The organism is Pseudonocardia xishanensis, from assembly GCF_039541715.1.
GTDB classification, from domain to species: Bacteria; Actinomycetota; Actinomycetes; order Mycobacteriales; family Pseudonocardiaceae; genus Pseudonocardia; species Pseudonocardia xishanensis.
The window spans coordinates 1-17,617 of the sequence record NZ_BAABGT010000004.1 but is presented as its reverse complement, the minus strand read 5'-3'; the positions used below and the strand labels follow the sequence as shown (position 1 = coordinate 17,617).

The 17,617-nt window shown below is 69.0% G+C and carries 17 protein-coding genes; 15 read left to right on the top strand and 2 right to left on the bottom strand.

Features of this window, described 5'->3' with window-relative positions:
* The first annotated feature begins 54 nt into the window (after positions 1-54).
* From ABD993_RS01160 to ABD993_RS01120, 9 genes are all read left to right on the top strand, one after another.
* Positions 55-759, top strand: a complete 705-nt coding sequence (locus ABD993_RS01160; RefSeq protein ID WP_345411796.1) for a GntR family transcriptional regulator — start codon at positions 55-57, stop codon at positions 757-759.
* A complete protein-coding gene (locus tag ABD993_RS01155; protein ID WP_345411795.1) occupies positions 752-1,591 on the top strand; it encodes an ABC transporter ATP-binding protein in 840 nt (279 codons plus the stop codon). Before ABD993_RS01160 ends, ABD993_RS01155 begins: the two co-directional genes overlap by 8 nt.
* Entirely contained in the window at positions 1,588-2,340 is a 753-nt protein-coding gene (locus ABD993_RS01150) for an ABC transporter permease (protein WP_345411793.1), read from the top strand. The genes ABD993_RS01155 and ABD993_RS01150 overlap by 4 nt, the downstream gene beginning before the upstream one ends.
* A gap of 33 nt (positions 2,341-2,373) precedes the next feature.
* Positions 2,374-3,546, top strand: a complete 1,173-nt coding sequence (locus ABD993_RS01145; RefSeq protein WP_345411791.1) for a mandelate racemase/muconate lactonizing enzyme family protein — start codon at positions 2,374-2,376, stop codon at positions 3,544-3,546.
* The gene (locus ABD993_RS01140) at positions 3,543-4,643 is read left to right on the top strand and encodes an NAD/NADP octopine/nopaline dehydrogenase family protein (protein WP_345411789.1); all 1,101 of its coding nucleotides are present in this window, start codon (positions 3,543-3,545) and stop codon (positions 4,641-4,643) included. Before ABD993_RS01145 ends, ABD993_RS01140 begins: the two co-directional genes overlap by 4 nt.
* On the top strand, positions 4,640-5,620 hold the full coding sequence (locus ABD993_RS01135; RefSeq protein ID WP_345411787.1) for an LLM class flavin-dependent oxidoreductase: 981 nt from the start codon (positions 4,640-4,642) through the stop codon (positions 5,618-5,620). The genes ABD993_RS01140 and ABD993_RS01135 overlap by 4 nt, the downstream gene beginning before the upstream one ends.
* A gap of 55 nt (positions 5,621-5,675) precedes the next feature.
* A complete protein-coding gene (locus tag ABD993_RS01130; protein ID WP_345411785.1) occupies positions 5,676-6,122 on the top strand; it encodes a hypothetical protein in 447 nt (148 codons plus the stop codon).
* Positions 6,123-6,210: 88 nt separating this feature from the next.
* On the top strand, positions 6,211-6,426 hold the full coding sequence (locus ABD993_RS01125) for a hypothetical protein (protein ID WP_345411783.1): 216 nt from the start codon (positions 6,211-6,213) through the stop codon (positions 6,424-6,426).
* A 493-nt stretch (positions 6,427-6,919) separates the two neighbouring features.
* Positions 6,920-7,540, top strand: coding sequence for a hypothetical protein (locus ABD993_RS01120; protein WP_345411782.1), 621 nt, complete (start codon positions 6,920-6,922; stop codon positions 7,538-7,540).
* 563 nt (positions 7,541-8,103) lie between these two features.
* On the opposite strand, the gene ABD993_RS01115 is transcribed toward ABD993_RS01120, so the two are convergent.
* A complete protein-coding gene (locus ABD993_RS01115; protein ID WP_345411780.1) occupies positions 8,104-9,132 on the bottom strand; it encodes a helix-turn-helix domain-containing protein in 1,029 nt (342 codons plus the stop codon).
* Between the two features lie 170 nt (positions 9,133-9,302).
* A complete protein-coding gene (locus tag ABD993_RS01110; protein WP_345411778.1) occupies positions 9,303-11,006 on the bottom strand; it encodes an AMP-binding protein in 1,704 nt (567 codons plus the stop codon).
* Between the two features lie 320 nt (positions 11,007-11,326).
* Between ABD993_RS01110 and ABD993_RS01105 the strand changes: the two genes are divergently transcribed.
* The 6 genes from ABD993_RS01105 (at position 11,327) to ABD993_RS01080 (ending at position 17,562) form a co-directional block, all read left to right on the top strand.
* Positions 11,327-12,337 carry a helix-turn-helix domain-containing protein gene (locus ABD993_RS01105; RefSeq protein ID WP_345411777.1) on the top strand — a complete coding sequence of 337 codons (1,011 nt, stop codon included), beginning with the start codon at positions 11,327-11,329 and terminating at the stop codon, positions 12,335-12,337.
* 263 nt (positions 12,338-12,600) lie between these two features.
* On the top strand, positions 12,601-14,106 hold the full coding sequence (locus tag ABD993_RS01100; protein WP_345411775.1) for a sigma-54-dependent Fis family transcriptional regulator: 1,506 nt from the start codon (positions 12,601-12,603) through the stop codon (positions 14,104-14,106).
* A gap of 196 nt (positions 14,107-14,302) precedes the next feature.
* Entirely contained in the window at positions 14,303-14,719 is a 417-nt protein-coding gene (locus ABD993_RS01095; RefSeq protein WP_345411773.1) for a PEP-utilizing enzyme, read from the top strand.
* Positions 14,720-14,762: 43 nt separating this feature from the next.
* Positions 14,763-16,193 (top strand): hypothetical protein, encoded by a 1,431-nt coding sequence (locus tag ABD993_RS01090; RefSeq protein WP_345411772.1) that lies wholly within the window; start codon positions 14,763-14,765, stop codon positions 16,191-16,193.
* A gap of 71 nt (positions 16,194-16,264) precedes the next feature.
* Positions 16,265-16,885: a hypothetical protein gene (locus tag ABD993_RS01085; RefSeq protein ID WP_345411771.1), complete on the top strand. Its 621-nt coding sequence runs from the start codon at positions 16,265-16,267 to the stop codon at positions 16,883-16,885.
* Positions 16,882-17,562 carry a PEP/pyruvate-binding domain-containing protein gene (locus ABD993_RS01080; RefSeq protein ID WP_345411769.1) on the top strand — a complete coding sequence of 227 codons (681 nt, stop codon included), beginning with the start codon at positions 16,882-16,884 and terminating at the stop codon, positions 17,560-17,562. The genes ABD993_RS01085 and ABD993_RS01080 overlap by 4 nt, the downstream gene beginning before the upstream one ends.
* The last annotated feature ends 55 nt before the right edge of the window (positions 17,563-17,617 follow it).

The following is a 17,617-nucleotide window of genomic DNA, read 5'->3' as shown; positions in this document are numbered from 1 at the left end:
CGGATGGTGCTCCCGCGTGACCCGAGACCCACGGCCCGAGAGGCGACGCTCACGGTGACGTTCGCAGGTGGCGGCGAGGACGAGAAGGACGAGGGCCTCGCCCAGTACGCCTACCGCACGCTCAGGCAGCTCGTTCGCTCCGGACGTTTCCAGCCCGATGTCCTGGTGAGCGAGCAGAAGCTGACCGAGGAGATCGGGGTCGGGCGTACCCCGGTGAGGGAGGCCGTGTCCAGACTGGCGCACGAGGGTCTCCTGGACCGGCTTCCCAAGCGCGGGGTGCGCATCCGCACGCTCGACATCGACGAGATCCGAGACCTCTACGACCTCCGCGAGTGGATGGAGGTCCTGTGCGCTCGCCGCGCGGTCGCGAACTTCACCGAAGCCGACGTCGGTCGCGTCCGCGAGGAGCTCGCCAGGGCGTCGGAGAGCGTGGAGGCCGGCTGCAGCTGGCTGGACTACCGGGACTGCGACCGTCGGTTCCACCACGCGCTCTGGGTGGCGAGCCGGAACCAGCGCGCCATCGACCTCCTCCTCTCGCTGCACGACGCAGCGATCCTCGATCCCTCCTTCCAGAAGGGCCCGGACATGCCCCAACAGGGACGGACCTCCATCCAAGAGCACAAGGCCATCCTCGACGCCATCGAAGCCCGGGACGTCGAGGCGGCCGAGGCGGCCACCATCGCGCATGCTCGCTCCTACCGCACCGCCTTGGCCGACCGGCTCTTCGGGCCCAAGCACTGGACCGGCGACCATGGCTGAACCCACGGCGGTCGACGCCTCCGTCCCCCGCATCACCCTCGACGGGGTCAAGCTGGTCTACCGCGGCAAGGCGCGAGAGTCCGTGGCCGTCGAACGGGTCGACATGACGGTCATGGCGAACAGCGTGGTCAGCGTGGTCGGCCCGTCGGGGTGCGGCAAGAGCTCGTTGCTCAAGGTCATCTCCAAGGTGTTGCGGCCGAGTGAGGGCACCGTCGCCGTCGACGGTGTGGAGGCTGAGGCGGCCGACCTGACCGGGCGGCTGAGCTTCATGTTCCAACAGCCCCTGCTGCTGCCGTGGCGCACCGCTCTGGACAACGTCCTGCTGCCGTTGCAGATCACCCACCGGCGGCGGGTGGGCGAGCACCGGGCGCACGCCGTGGACGTCCTCACGCGGGTCGGGCTCGGGCACGCCCTCGACAGGCATCCCCACGAGATGTCGGGCGGCATGCGCCAGCGCGTCGCACTGGCGCGCGCACTCGTCACGCGCCCCGAGATCCTCCTGATGGACGAGCCCTTCGGCGCGGTGGACGAGATCACCCGGGAGTCCCTGCAGGAGCTGCTGCTGCAGATCTGGGGGACCGACCGGACGACCATCGTCCTCGTGACGCACCAGGTCGAGGAGGCGGTGCTGCTCTCCGATCGCGTGGTGGTCATGTCGGAGGGGCCGGGCACGGTCCTGAGGACCGTCGAGATCGACCTGCCGCGACCCCGCGACGCGGAGGTCCGCCGCGATCCCCGGTTCCTCGAGCTGACCTCGACGCTGCGGGACCTTCTGCACCCGCGGTCGCCGCAACCGCGGCGCGCGGCGATCGACGTGGGAGGAGTCCGATGAGTGCCCGTCCGTGGCTGCTCGCGGCAGGACTGATCGTCGTCTGGGAGGCGCTCGTCCAGCTGCTCGACGTCCCGCTCTACCTCATACCGGCGCCGTCGGCGATCGCCGGGTCGTTGTGGAGCGATCGCGCCTATCTGCTGGCGAACACCCCGACGACGCTGTTCGAGACGTGGGCCGGATTCCTGCTCGCCCTCGCGATCGGCATCGGTCTCGCCATCCCGGTCGCCCTCACCCGGTTCGGGGAGGAGGCGGTGATGCCGATCATCGTCGCCACCCAGTCCGTGCCGAAGACGGCCCTGGCCCCGGTCTTCGTCGTATGGTTCGGGTTCGGGTTCGCGCCCAAGATCGTCATGGCGGCGGCGCTGGCCTTCTTCCCGATCGTGGTCAACCTCGCGCGTGGCCTGCGGGCGGTGGAGCCCGAGATCGTCCAGTACATGACCACCCTGGGCGCCACCCGACGGGACGTCTTCCTGCGCCTGCGGCTCCCCGCCGCCCTGCCCTACCTGTTCTCCGCGATGAAGGTGGCGATCTCGCTCTCCACGGTGGGCGCGATCGTCGGTGAGTTCATCGGGGCGTCGAGCGGGCTGGGCTACGTCATCCTGCGCGCCATCAACAACTACGACACCGCCGTCATGTTCGCCGCGCTCCTGCTCGTCTCCCTGCTCGGCGTGCTGTCCTACGGCGTGATCACGCAGCTCGAGAAGCGCGCCCTGTCCTGGCAGCCCGAAAGTGCCGCGGCCAGTGTCTGAACCGCCGGGCGCCGTACCTTCCGAAGGACCACGATGAAGATCGAATCGCTGACCCTGCACCGGGTCAGCCTGCCCCCCCGGCGCGTCCACCGCTGGACCAATCTCACCGGGAGCATCGGCAATTACGTGCTCGTCGAGCTCACCTCCGACGACGGCGTCAGCGGATGGGGCGAGGCGACGGCACTCGGCAGCTGGGGCGGTGACCACGGCCGCTACTTCGGCGAGACGCTCGAGACCGTCTCGCACGTGCTGTGCGACCTCGTCGCGCCCGCGGTGAAGGGTGTCGAGTTCTCCGACCGCAACGAGATCCTGCGGGTCGCGCGGAGCTGTGTGCGGGGACACGTCTACGCGGCCACGGCCTTCGAGGAGGCGCTGCTCGACCTGGTGGGCCGCCGGCTGGGGGTGTCCGTCTCGGAGCTGCTCGGCGGCAGGGTCCGATCCCGCATCCCGCTGGCACACAGTCTCGGCCTGATGGCCGAGGAGGCAGCCGTGGAGGAGGCCCGCGCCGTCGCGGACGAGGGCATCCGCACGATCAAGATCAAGGTGGGGGAGCACGCCGACCGCGAGGTCTCCCTGGTCCGCGCGGTGCACGAGGCCGTCGGGGACCGCGTCGAGCTCGCCGTCGACGCCAACCAGGGGTGGCGCACCGCGGTCGAGGCCGAGCGGGTACTCCGCAGGTTGGCCGATGTGCCCCTCCGGTATGTGGAGCAGCCGGTGGAGGGCCTGCACCAGCTGCGCATGCTCCGGCCGCGGTCGCCGTTCCCGCTGATGGCCGACGAGTCGATGTGGAACGCCCACGACATGGCGGACCTCGCCAGGACGGACGCGGTCGGTCTCGCCTCGGTCTACACGGCCAAGGCGGGCGGGCTGCGCGGCGCGCTGGCGGCCGATGCCGTGGCGAGTGCTTTCGGCATCGGCACGAACGTCAACGGGTCGGGGGAGACGGGTGTGGGGAACCTGGCGAACCTGCATCTCGCCGCGACGATGACGAGCCTCTCGGAGGCGTGTGTCCTGCCGTTGTCGCACCGGTCCGACGACCCCCCCACCCGGGTCGCCGGACGGATGTACCTCGACGACGTCCTGGTTTCGTCGCTGCGCTACGAGGATGGGCACATCGTGGTTCCGGACGGGCCGGGCTGGGGCGTCGACGTCGACCGGGACAAGCTCGCCGAGCTCTCGGCGCCGACGACGGCGGTGGCTCGATGAGCGACCAGACGGTCACGATCGTCGGGAACGGGGCGGGCGGCTGTGCCGCTGCCGCAAGCCTCGCCGACCGGGGAGCCGCTGTGGTCCTCGTCGGCCGGTCGGCGTCCAAGGTCGACGCGCTCGCCGCGGCGGGCGCGCTCGTCCTGGTGGAGGGAGGCGAGGCCCGGTCCGTCGTCGGCATCACGCACACCACGGACCTCTCGTCCGCGGCCGGATCGGAGATGGTCTTGCTGATGGTGCCGACGTCCGCGATCGTCGGCTATGCCGAGGCGCTCGCCCCCCATCTCGCGCCGGACGCGACGGTCGTGCTCGCTCCCGGGCACACCGGCGGGGCGTTGGCCTTCCGGGCAGCGGTGCGCCGGATCCGCCCGGAACTCGCCTCGATCGTCATCGCGGAGACGTTCACCCTGCCGTTCGTGACCCGGATGACGGGGCCCGCCGAGGTCACCGTGTGGCGCCGGATGTCGCACCTGCTGACGGGGGTGCTCCCGGCGCGGGCGACGACGACCGTGGTCGACGAGGTGCGCCGTGTCTTCCCCGATGTGGTGGCTGCCGGCTCGGTCCTCGAGAGTTCCCTCTCCAACCTCAACGCGATCATGCATCCTCCGGGCATGCTCGCGAACGTCGGCTGGATCGAGCACACGGCGGGAGACTTCCGGTTCTACCGCGAGGGGGTCACCCCCGGGGTCGCCCGGATCATGGACGGACTGGACCGGGAGAGGCTGGCCGTCGCCGAGGCCTTCGGGTTGCGACTTCCGCCGTTCGTCGAGCTCTTCCAGTCCGCCGGGCTGGTGAGCGCCGAGGTCGCCGCCGCACAGGACACCTACCTGGCCGTGCACGAGAGTGGTCCGAACCTGGAGATCCGCTCGCCTGCGAGCCTCACCGACCGCTATGTCGAGGAGGACGTCGGCTCCGGCCTGGTCGCGCTGAGCGCCCTGGCGGCCTGCGCCGGCGTCGACGTCCCGGTCACCGAGGCCCTCGTGACGATGGCGAACCTGGTGAACGCCAAGGACTATCGGCAGGTCGGGCTGACGGCCGACCTACTCGGGATCGCGGGCCTGGGTCGGGACGGACTGTTGGCGGCGGTGACCGGATGACCGAGCTCGAGTTCGGGTTCGCGGTGCTGCCGGGGCGACACCCCGCCGACCTCCGCGCCGTGGGCGCGGCGGCGGACGAGCTCGGCTACGACCGCATGTGGGTGCCGGACCAGGAGTTCATGACCGATCCGTTCCTGCTCCTCGCCGACCTGGCGGCACGGACGCGGCTCGATCTCGGTCTGGCCCTCACCAGCCCCTTCAGCAGGCACCCGGTGCAGATCGCCCGAGCCATGGCGAGTGTCGTGCACCTCGACGACCGGGAGCGGAGCTGGGTGCTCGGTCTCGGGGTCGGGAACACGAACCTCGTCCTGGGGCCGTTGGGCCTCCGCTCCGGCGCGACCTCCGGACGGCTGGTCACCGCCGTCGACGTCGTACGGCGCCTGATGCTCGGCGAGACCGTGCGGCCCGACGACTCGGACTTCGTCACCGAGCCGGTCGCGTTGCAGATCGCCCCGACCCCGTGTCAGGTCTTCGTCGGAAGCCGCGGACCCCGAACGTTGGCCGCGGCCGCGCCGGTGAGCGACGGACTGATCACCGAGTCACTCTTCACGCCCGCACTCGTCGACTGGGTGCGGGCCCGCTCCGGGATCGCCCCGGGGACGCCCCACGTCGCGTGGCAGTCGGTGATCCTTCTCGAGCCGGGCGAACCCGTCCCGGAGTCGGCCCGGCGCTTCGCCGCGATGCTGGTCCGCACCACGACGTCAGAGGTCCTGGACCTCATGGGGGTCGGTGAGGACGTCGCCGACCGAGCGCGCCAGGGCACGCTGGACACGGCCGACCTGACCGACGACGACGTTCGCCGGCTGGTGGCGGTGGGTTCCCCGGGTGAGATCCTGGAGCGCGTGCGGGCGGCGGCCGACGCCGGCGTCACAGGATGGTCGTCGGTCTTCCTCGGTCTGCCGGACGAGGCGGCTCGGACGATGCGACGGTTTGCGCGTGAGGTGATGAAGCCGTTCCGCGACCACCGCTGCGTCTGACGCGGCGGTGCCCGACGAGCGGGTCCGTACGCGATGGCAGCCTCCGCTGGAGGCAGTGGCGCTCGGTGTGGCCGGTACGGGCGGGCATGTCGCGGAGTGGGCGCTCATGGGTGTGAGCGCCGCTCGCATCCACGGTGCGATCCCGAGGGCCCTCAGCGTGGCCGGCGTCGCCGGCCAACGCCACAGGCGCACGCTCGAACTCTCGGACCGTGATGCCGTCGTGCTCTTCGTCCGCCGAGACATCGCTCGGCTGGATGTCCAGCGCCACCGGACCGAGCTGGGGCAGGGCTGGGTGACGACGGTCGAGCAGACCCTGCTCGACCTGATCGCACGCCCCGACCTCGGTGGTGTCCCGGGACTGGCGCAGGAGGCGGTGGCGGCGCTCATCTCGCGCGCGACATCGGCTTGCTCAGGGAGCTCGCCGCCCGACAGCGTCGGCGTGGCGCGCTCGAAGACGCTCTTTCCACCCACGGAGCCGACTGACGTGCTCCACCCCCGCTGAGCTGCAGCAGGTCGCCGACGAGTTCGGTGTCGATGATGACCAGGCCATCCGGGATCATCTGATCTCGCACCTGCTGGCCGCGATCAGCGTGGGGGCAGAGGCCGACATCGTGTTCTTCGGAGGCACTGCGCTGACACGCACGGTTCTGCCGAACGGCTGGCTCTCGGAGGACATCGACCTCCTCGCCCGCCTCCCGCCCACCTCGTCGTACCGACACAGCGCCTTCGCGGCGGCGAAGGCGTCGGCGTTGAGCGACCGCCGCGCCGCCCGAGATCTATGGGACTTGTGGGCGCTCGCCGCGTGAAACCTCCTGAACGAGGTAGCTGCCGACCTCTACGCCCGCCTCGGCCCGACGAACCGCCGCCCCGACCCCGGCGACGACAAGCGGGCGCCAGATGAGGCCTCGCTGGACACGGGAGCTCGCCGGCCAGACGCGACTCACTCTGACCGCGGCGGAGGCCGCCGAGGCCGCGGCATCAGCCGGGCGCGAGCTATCGATTGTTGCCGCCCCGACACGAACCCACGAGCGAGAAGGGTCTGAGCACCTACAACCACGCAACACGATGGCCTGAAACGCAGCCACCGGCCCGGGCGCCGAGCCGAACGCCGCCGTCGCCCATGGCGCCGGCTCCTTCGTGCGCGGGTTGCGCTGCTCGTCGACCTGCGTGACGAGCCGACGCCGCACCCTCCCGGCCTCGCGCTGCGCGTCCTTGCCCGCGGGGACGCTCTCGACGAGGTAGTTCCGCTTGCCGCTCAAGGGGTCGATGCCCGCGTACACGCGGGCTCGGACGTCCTGGGTGGCCAGCCAGGACGACGCCCGGCGTCGGCAGCTCCTCATCGAAGCCGACCAGGCCGCGAAGCTGGCCGAGGTGCTTGAGGGGCAGGCCGAACAGCTCCAACAGATCGACGACGCCCGAGCGGCGTGGCTCGCCCACACCGCGCAGACTCGCGTCCAGGCCGAGCTCTCGAAGGCGGAACTCTCCGCCCGCGATGCCGACGACGACCCCGCTGAGCGCGTCACGGCCGCCGAGTGGAAGGCCGCTCACGAAGCGGCGCAGGAAGAGGACGAACGACACCGTCACGTCACCGAGGACGACCTCGCCCGCGAGAACGAGCAGGACCGCTCGAGGGAGCCGGATCTGTCGCTCGTCGAGGTCGGACGCCGCGACGTGCGCGATGAAGCCGCTGAGGCTCCGGCCAGGGCGAGCGAAGACGTCGTCCGAGTTCCCGAGGCCGATGAGACGTCGCACAGCCTCGACTGGGCCGGGCACATTCTGAGTGAGATCCGGTACCGCGAGGCGGCGGAGGCTGCCGAGGAGGTCGACCACCGCGCCGAGGAGCTCACTCGATGGCACAGCGACGACTACGGGACCGACGACGGGGCCACGAACGAGGCCGAGGCGATGGCTGATGACTGATCAGGTTTGCGAGGACTCGGTTGCGCGAACACCGGGCAGCGGTGGCGGGCCGGCGTGCCACGCCCAGCGCAGGGTTGCCGAGATCCCCTCCGCCCACCCGGGCCGGGACCGGACCAAATCGGGGCGGTGCTGCAACAGGATCGCCGCCGCGACGAGCTCTCCCTCGATGGTCTCCGGGTAGGCGCGAAGCTCACGGTCGGTCGCGGGGGACCGCGCGGGATGCGGGCGGCCCCATGGCGGGGCATAGGTCGCGTCGGCTAGCCACATGCACGTCGTCACCACAGCCGCGGCGTACCAGTCGTCCGCGCCTGGCTCGCTGCAGCGGCGGTCCGCCTCCATCCATGTCGCCACGAACTCAGCACGCGCCGTCCGCAGGTTCCTTCCAGGAACACGGTCGACGTCGCGTTGGGTGACGGCCACCCCGCAAGGTTGGCATACGGCACCGACGATTCGGGAGGGGCCGTTCAAGAGCTCAAAGCGACCATGCAGGCGATGAAGAAGGAGATGCTAGGGCGGCGACCACGGACGAGGAGACGCCGACGAGCCCGCCACCTGCCTGATCGCTAGACGTCGAGTCCGTGGAGGGCGCGCGTGGGTGGCAGCAGGCCCTCGATCGCCGCGGACCGGAACTCCGAAGGGCTACAGCCGTGGTGGGCTCGGAACGCACGGCTTAGATGGGACTGGTCCGCGAAGCCCCATCGGCCTGCGAGCTCGGCGAGTGGTCGCCCGGTCGCTCCAGTAGCCAGTTCCCGGGCGCACCCTTCGACGCGAAGCGCCGTCACCGTCTGGCCGAAGCTGCGCTCACTCTCCTGGAAGAGGTGGTACAGCTTGCGGACGGAGATGCCGAACCGGACCGCCACCTGCGCGGCCGAGATCCGGGACGCGAGGTTAGCGGCGATGTACCGGATGATCGACGCCTTCAAGGCGGCGTCGAGTGCGTCGCGCGAGGTGTCTCGCAGCTCATCGCTGCCACCCGCGGCCGCGGCGAGAACCGAGCTGAAGGCGATGTCGACGGTGTCCCGAGAACGGTTGTCGAGTGCATCGATGTTCTGCCAGACGGACATCATCGTCGAGGCAGCCAGATTCGCAGCGCCGACAGACTTGGCGTCATGGGCTACCGCCGTGAACCCACGCGGGTCGGAGAGCAGCGGGAGCAGTTGCGCCCGCGGAACCCGGTAGGACAGGACGTGCCATTCCTGGGTCGCGTCATCGCCCACGAAGTCCAGCCGGTACTCGCTCGTGGTGTCGAACAGCGCGAATCCACCTGCGGGGACCACGCAGGTCCGGCCGTCCTGGGTGCCGACGCAGTGGCCGCGCAGCTGAAGGTTGACGAACACGTGGTCGGTCCGCGTCCGGCGCACTTCGGCGGTTCCGTGGGTGATCAGCTGGGTCTTCGACTTCACCTCGGCACAGTTCGTACCACTCAGCAGGGAGGACCGCACCGAGCTGCTGATGCCGGGCTCGTCCGGCGCACGCCCCCGGCGTGCCCCGATCCGCTCGGCTGCGAGAGGGGTGAACGCCTCGCAGATCACCTCGCGCCAGTAGCTGAACTGCTCGCCGACCGGCCGGTCCGTCGTGGTCCAGAAGCGCACGCCGGGCCTCCTCCCGTCTCAGCCCATCCGATCGGTGTCCGCCTCAGAGCCGGGTGAGGACACCGTCGGATCTGCGAGCATAGCGAGGATGCCGGGGCAACGGCACCGATCACGACGCCCAGGAGGCCATGGTGCGCGCCCACCCGGCGGGCGCGCACCACGGCCCGGACTCAGGCGCGCAGTTCGGGGAACTGATCCTCGCGCCACTCGTGCTGCTCCGCCGCCTGGGGGTCGTCGGTCTCACGCTGCCGGAGCTCCACACGACGGATCTTGCCGGACACGGTCTTCGGGAGCTCGTAGAACTCGAGCCGTCGGATCCGCAGGTAGGGGGCGAGCTTCGCGCGAGCGTGACGCAGGATCGCCAAGGCGGTCTCGCGGTTCGGTTCCCACCCCGCCGACAGGGCGACGTAGGCCTTGGGAACGGCGAGGCGTACCGGGTCGTGAGCGGGCACGACGGCTGCCTCGGTGACCGCGGGATGCTCGATCAGCACACTCTCAAGCTCGAACGGCGACACCTTGTAGTCAGACGCCTTGAACACGTCGTCGGTGCGGCCGATGTAGTAGATGTGGCCGTCGGCGTCTCGGGAGGCCACGTCGCCGGTGTGGTAAAGCCCCCCTGCCATCGCCTCGGCGTTGCGCTCGTCGTCGTCGACGTAGCCGGTCATGAGGCTGGTGGGACGCTGGGAGAGGTCGATGCAGATCTCGCCCTCGCCCTCTGTAGGCAGGCCGGTCACCGGGTCCGCCAGCACGATCGGGATCCCGGGGAGGGGCCTGCCCATGGAACCCGGTCGGACCTCGGATCCGGGGGTGTTGCCGACCTGGGCGGTCGTCTCGGTCTGCCCGAAACCGTCCCGCAGAGTGAGACCCCACTGCTGCCGTACCTGCTCCAGTACCTCCGGGTTCAGCGGCTCGCCCGCTGCGACGACCTCGCGTAGGGTGCCGGGTCCGCCGGACAGGTCGGCCTTGATCAGCATTCGCCACACCGTCGGGGGCGCACAGAAGGTGGTGACGTCGTTCGCCCGGATCTGGGTCAGCAGAGCGGCGGCGTCGAACCGCGCGTAGTTGTAGATGAAGATCGTCGACTCCGCGATCCACGGCGCGAAGAAGCAGCTCCAGGCGTGCTTGGCCCACCCGGGCGAGCTGATGTTGAGGTGTACGTCGCCCGGCTGGAGACCGAGCCAGTAGGTCGTCGTGAGGTGACCCACCGGGTAGGAGACCTGCGTGTGCTCGACCAGCTTGGGTCGGCTGGTGGTGCCGGAGGTGAAGTAGAGCAGCAGCCGGTCCTGGGCCGTGGTGCCCGGATGGGGGAGAGGCTCGTCGGACTCCGAGCTCGTCTCGGGATACTCGAGCCACCCATCCGAGGTGCCGCCGACGGCGACCCGGATCAGGGAGTCGGCGATGCCGTCGAACTTCGACAGATCCGCGGTGTTCGCCACCACGCACTTGGCGCGGCCCCGCTCGATCCGGTCCGGCAGGTCGTTGGCACCGAGTGCGGTTGTGGTCGGCATGACGACCGCGCCCAGCTTCATCACGGCGAGCATGGTCTCCCACAGCTCGAGCTGGTTCCCGAGCATGACCAGAACGCTATCCCCACGGCCCAGCCCGCGCGCCGCGAGCCATCGCGCGACCTGGTTGGAGCGGCGGCTGAGACGGTCGAACGAGTAGGACGCCGCGGAGCCGTCCTCCTCCACGATGCGTAGCGCGTCACGTTCGACGCCTGCGGCGATCACGTCGAACCAGTCGTGGGCCCAGTTGAAGGGGCCGTCGAAGACAGGCCACTCGAAGCTGGCGACCGCCTTGTCGTGATCGCCACGGCTGTCGACGAGGAAGTCTCTGGCCAGCCGGTAGGCCTCGTGAGCAGAGGAGTCGGTCATCATCTGTCCTGTCCGTCGGGGCCGGTGGCCGTACCGCCCAGCTGCGCCCGGGTCGTCGAGTCCGACGCCTGTGCGGGTCGGGGATGGGCCTGATCGTGGCGGGCCGATACCGCCTCGGCTGTTACAGATCTGGACGATCGCCTGCGGGATGCGAGCTCGGTGAGTGGCCTCGGCACTTTCGTCCCAGCGATCGTGCAGCCTGGTCCAAGTGCTGCACGCCACAGCTGAGTCATACTCCCGACGCCGCCGGTAGTGCGGGCAGCGTCCGGTTCAGAGCAGAGGCGGTTCGCGCGAGAGTCTTCGCGCCCAGGAGGTGACCTGTGCACTACTGGACTACCGAGGGGCTCCCCACCGACGACCAGTTCAGCTATTGGCGGGAGGTCATCTGCCAAGCCTTCACCCCCCTGGCCACGGACCGGACTGCCGAGCACCGCGAGGCGGCCCAGAACGACGGCGGGCTGCGAAGCTGGGTGCGGTCCTCGCTGCTCACCTCGACGAACTGCGCAGAGGTGTCCTCGCGCAGCCAGCTCATCACCCACGGGGAGGCCGAGGTCCGTCGTACGGACTCCGACCACGTGTTCGTCAACCTGCAGATCAGCGGACGTTGCATCGTCAGCCAGGGAGATCGGGCCGCCGTGGTGCCTGCGGGGTCGTTCGCGTTCGTCGACACGACGAGCCCATACCGGCAGGAGTACATCGAGGACCCGCTGACCAAGGAATGGCGCGTGGTGTCGTTCCGGCTTCCCCGAGCGGACCTCATGCCCCTGATCAGCGACCCATCGGCCTTCACCGCGACCCCTCATGACGCCACGTCGGGCGGCATCGCTTCCGTGGCCGCAGGCAGCATGATCGCGACCTGGCGGAACGTCGGCCAGCTCGACCGCTCCGCCGCAGACGCAGCCGAATCGGCCTTGCTCGCCGTTCTCGCCGCTGCCGCAGGAGGCAACACGATCTTGAGAGACTCGAGCCGCGAGGCCCTCGATGCCGAGCTGCGCGCGTCGGTGAATCGCTACCTCGTCGCCCACCTCCACGGTGGAGCGGACCTCTCCGCTGCGACGGTCGCCAAACGCTTCGGTGTCTCGGTGCGCAAACTCCACAGCCTCTATCAGGGCACGGAGCGCAGCTTCGCCCAGACGATCATGATGCTCCGAGTGCAGGGATGCGCGCAGGAGCTTGCGGCAGGCGATCTGCGCCCCCTGACACAGCTGGCCACTCGATGGGGCTTCTACGACCTCTCGCACCTCAACCGGGTTTTCCGGGCTCATTTCGAGTGTCTGCCCTCGGAGTACCGCGAGGCCTCCGCCTCGGGGTCGCTCCGGCTCCCGGAGTAGCCGGTGAGTCCGGGACGATCCTGCACGATGTGGAGGATCGTCGTGCAGGATCGTCTCGCCGCCCTGTGACCTGGCCGACTCTGCAGGCATTGTCTAACCAGCCGCTCCGTCGAGCACGGCGCGAGCTGCACACCGCATCCGCAGGTCAAGGGAGACCGATGGCAACGACGCTTCCCCAGAGGCCGGTGATCGCCCATTCATGGAGACGAGCCCAACTCTCCGGCCTGCGTCCGGCCGCGAACGGCTCCCCTCGAATCAGAGACGTGGACTCGTCGAGCCGCTTCCTCGTCGCCGCGACCCCGGTGATCGATGAGCTGGCCTCGAGACTGAATGGGTACCCCGTCTGCCTGATGGTGGCGGACCGCGATGGCAACGTTGTGCACCAGTGGAGTGGAGACGACCGGCTGCGAGGCGGTCTGGAGTCACACGGGGTGGTATTCGGCGCCGGCCTCACCGAGCACCTGGCGGGAACGAACGCGGTGGGGACGGCCCTAGAGGTCGGGCATGCCGTCGCGATCAACGGCGCCGAGCACTTTCTGCACTCGTTGCGGAGCTATAGCTGCTTCGGGCACCCGATCAGGCATCCGTTGACCCGCCGCATCGAGGGCATCCTCGACATCACCGCCGCGGGCCCCGAGTCGAACCCCATGTTCGGGCCGCTGCTCGCCGGTGCGGTTCGGGACATCGAAGCCCGGATCATCGAGGGCGCCCGCGAGGAGGACCGACGCCTCTTCATCGCCTTCCAGAACGCGACAAGGCTGCGCTCGACCCCGGTAGCGGTGCTCGGCGGGGACACCGTCCTCGCCAACCGCGCCTGCCTGGACCGGCTCGGTTCCGTTGATCCGGCCATCCTCAGCACCCTGACGGCGGAGGTTCTCGGGCCGCAGCAGGTCGTGCGGAACCTGGACCTCGGAGAACGAGGACGCATTAGGGTTCTGATCGAGCGGCTCGAGGGGACGTCCGGTGGGGCGCTGTTCTACCTCGGAGACTTGGAACGGGCCTCGCTGGACGCGTCGACCGGCGAGGCCCTCCGGCTGTCGCGTTCCGTCGTCATCGCAGGAGAACCCGGCACCGGGCGAACGACTCAGGCACGTCGGCTGGCCGGGAACGCCGGAGCGGTCACCGTGGATGCGGTCGACGCGCTCACCGGCTCGGAGCGCGCGTGGGCTGCGCGTTTTCAGGAGGTCACGGCCGGCACGTCCACGCCGGTGATCGTGGACGACGTACACCTGCTTCCGGAGCGTCTGTGTGAGGTCGTGCGCCGAGCACTCGTGTCGAGGACTTGCGCACCGCTCATCCTGACGTCGTGTCCGACGGCCGAGCTCGCGCCGCCCGCGGCCAGGGCGGTGGCCCTCTGCGAGGAGCAGATCGAGCTCACACCCCTTCGAGAGCGGGTCCACGAGCTGCCGAGCCTGATCGAGAGCATCGCGGCCGAGCGAAGGACCGGTGTGAGGCTCCGCTTCACCCCTCGGGCTCTCACCGAGCTCGCGGCGCAACCATGGTCCGGAAATCTCAGCGAGCTCGCGCGATTGGTCGACGACGTTCTTCGGGCCCCGATCGCGGGCGACGTCGATGCGCCGAGCCTCCCGGCCCGGTATCGCTCGAGCGCCAGGGCCGCGGGCCTGGGTGGCCGGGAACGTGCGGAGCGGGCGGCGCTGATCACCGCGCTCCAAGCCTCGCACGGCAACAAGATGATCGCCGCCAGGCAGCTGGGAATCAGTCGAACGACCTTGTATCGCCGAATGCAGGCGCTTGACGTTCAAGGCTGATTCCCGCCTCCTCTCGTTCTGGTCCTGTATCGGTTGTTTTCGGTCGCCATCAGAGGCTCCATTGGCGTGTCCGTAAACAGTGCCGAGAATTGTCCACATCTGAAACAGTCGGGGCGCAGGTCCTCAACCATGCTTTGTTTGCGGCCGTCGACCGAACCGTCGCCGGCTTGTCGCCACCTGTTCAAGGAGGAACGGTATGTCCGAGGTTCTCGCTGAGGGCTACAACGCCTTTGACACACGCAAGGCGCCGACCGGGGTCGTCAAGTATCTGACCTCGCCTGCCGACGTGATCACGCTCATCCAGTCCGGCAAGCTGCAGGACCACATCCTGCTGGTGCAGGGCGGCACGACGACATTCCTCGCGCCGGCCCTGAGCATGGGGGCGATCGGTGTGATCACGATGTCGGGAGCTCCGGAGTCCCACCTCGGAATTCTGTCCCGTGAGTTCCAGACCCCCTGCGTGATGACCGCCTACCTCACCAGCAGCCTCTCGCGGTACACCCCCGGCAGCACCCCCGAGTCGCATTTCGAGGAGATCGCCAAGGAGCTGGACGGCCGGACCGTGACACTGGACTGTGCAGACCATTCTGTCGGTCGAATCCTGGCTGCCTGAGCCCGACTCACTCACCTCTCATCTCAGTCAGGAGCTATCGACGATGACCGCGACTCAGGGCAAGGCGACGTATCAGCAGCGCTACGACGAGCAGGACGACGGCCTGCGATTCCAGGATCTGCAGTACACAGGGAACTTCGTCGGACTGGATCCGGTCACCGACGGGATCCTCGGCGACAAGGTGATGCGCTCGCGAGCGAAGACCAAGATCCTCGAAAAGGTCTCCAAGGCTGACGTCGTGCGTGACGAGTTCACCATCGACGAGATGAACGACCTGAACAACTACCTGGCCTGGAACATCTGGGACGTACTGGTGATGCGGGCCACCGAGGGCGTCTCGGGCATGATCCCCCGCCAGGAGTACGAGATCCTGTCGATGTTCCACATGTTCTACCGGTACCCCGAGATCCTCGGCATGATCACCGACGAGGTCGGGGGCGCCGAGGGCGTCATGGACCTGGGCACGGTCGCCAAGCGTGAGCTCGGATCGCAGCTCAACCCCCTGCACGACTGGTGCATCGGCTCCTGCGGCTTCGCCATGGGACGCACCGGGCTGCTGGCCCTCGGCGCGATCCGGCCCGACGACTACATCGCCGAGTCGAACGAGACGTTGAAGTTCATGCAGCGCGTGAAGTGGGCGAAGCGGGGGGACGGGCTGCTCTTCAACTCGCAGGACCGCTACCGCGGGCCGATCCACGACCAAGAGATCATCGACCAGGTCACGGGCCAGGTCGAGACGCTCGAACCCGAGGGCCCGCAGCACGCGAAGTTCACCCAGTTCAATGCGGCCGCCGAGCTCCTTGCCTTCCTCGTGCACTACGACTGCCGCCTCGGCTTCTCCGACACCGGCCCCTACGAGCTGCCCGACGGGCGGATCCTGATTATCCGCGACCTCTTCGTCAACGAGACGGCGTTCAGCTGGACCGAGGCGTGCGAGGAGGCCAAGCTGCCGCACAGCTACACGCTGGCGTTGGTCCTCGACCCGGAGGTCATGAGCCTTGAGGAGATCCGGGTCAACGACATCGCCACCACCTTCACCAGGCCGAAGAACTATCTCTCGGCGGTAGTGGGCGGCGCGGTGTTCGTCCGGGAGAAGTGGGACACCCCCATGGGCGACGTCTACCCGGTCCCGATCGACGAGCTCTCGGGCCACCTCGAGCGGATCCGGGCCGCGACGATCCGGCTGTACAGCACGATCTCGAAGACCAGCCGGCGCGACCTGATCTGGAACGGTCACGACGTCTACTACGCCGGGTTCCTTCTGCCCTACCTGCGCCACACCGGGACCTACGAGAAGGCCTGCCGGGACTACGACCTCTGGGAGGTCGACCAGCGCGTGGCCAACTACTACTACGACATCAACAAGCGCGGGTTCGCGCAGGAGACGATGCCGAACAAGGTCTTCTCCGGTGCGGGCTACCTGCCGATCCCGGACGGAACGAGCGTCCGTCGTTCCAAGTACCGCTGGCTGTAGCTCGACCGCCGTCCGCCGACCCCGGGCGGCGCGGTGATCGCCGCGCCACCCGGTTCCACCGAGGGAATGCCATGAGTGTGTCTGGGCTCGTCAAACCCGACTACGACGTGCTGAACGTCGTGGCCTTGAAGAAGATGGCCACAGCGGCCACCGTTGCGCACGTCACGGGGCACTCGCCCGACGAGGTCGAGCGCGTGCTCACCTGCTTGGCAGACCGAGGACTCGTCGTCCTGGCCGGCGATGCGGCGCTGCCGACCAACGACGCCGAACCTGCTCTGGCGGAGTCGGCAGGCAGCCACTACGCCGGCGTCCGCGGCGATGACGATCTGGCCAAGCTCATCGACCGGTTCGAGGCCGTGAACGCGCAGTTCCTGGTGACCATGTCGTCGTGGCAGCAGATCGACGTCGGAGGTCGGAAGGTCATCAACGACCACTCCGACTCCGAGTACGACGAGAAGGTCATCGCGCGCTTGGAGAAGCTCACCGAGCGGCTCCGTCCGCTACTCAACGCGCTGGCCGAGTACGACGGACGGTTCGGCGTCTACCCCCGACGCTTCGACGCTGCGATGCACGGGATCGACGCCGGCCGCCACGACCTGGTGTCCTCGCCCACCGAGGACTCCGTGCACAACATCTGGTTCGAGTTCCACGAGGACCTGCTCCGCACGCTCGGCCGGGAGCGGACCGAATGAGCGGGGCGGGAGGTTCGGTGACCGTGTCACGAGTGGGGTCCACAGCGACGTTCGAGCTGGCGGATCCGACCGACGTCGACCGCTACGGGGGGAAGGGCGCAGGTCTTGCCCGGATGACCCAGGCGGGACTGCGGGTGCCGCCGGGTTTCGTCGTCACCACCGAGGCGTGCCGCAGCTACCTGTCCGATGGTGCGATGCCTGAGCGGCTCGCCGACGAGGTCCTCGCCCAGCTCGACGCATTGCAGGGCACCTGCGGCAAGACCTTCGGAGGCGGGCCCACGCCGCTGCTCCTCTCGGTCCGATCGGGTGCTCCCGTGTCGATGCCCGGGATGATGGACACCATCCTGAACCTTGGTCTGGACAAGGACACCGCTGTCGCACTGGCCGAGTCCAGTGGCGACACCCGCTTCATGGCGGACCTCGTCGCTCGCTTCCACCAGATGTACAGCGAGATCGTGCTGGGCGCACTGGACTGCGGCGGATCGGCGCGGGCGGTCGTCGACGCGGTCGCGGCCGACGCCGCGCCCGGCCCGGTCTTCGACTCTGTCTGGCAGGCCTGCGAGCAGGCTCTCGCAGAGGAAACCGGGGATAGCGTGCCGACGGATCCGAGAGCGCAGCTCTTGGGCGCCGTGGAGGCGGTCTTCCGATCCTGGAACACCCGCCGGGCGCGGACTTAGACGTCGTTTCAGAAGTCGGCGTGTCGGTCCTGTGTGGAGTCGTGCTGGTCGGTGA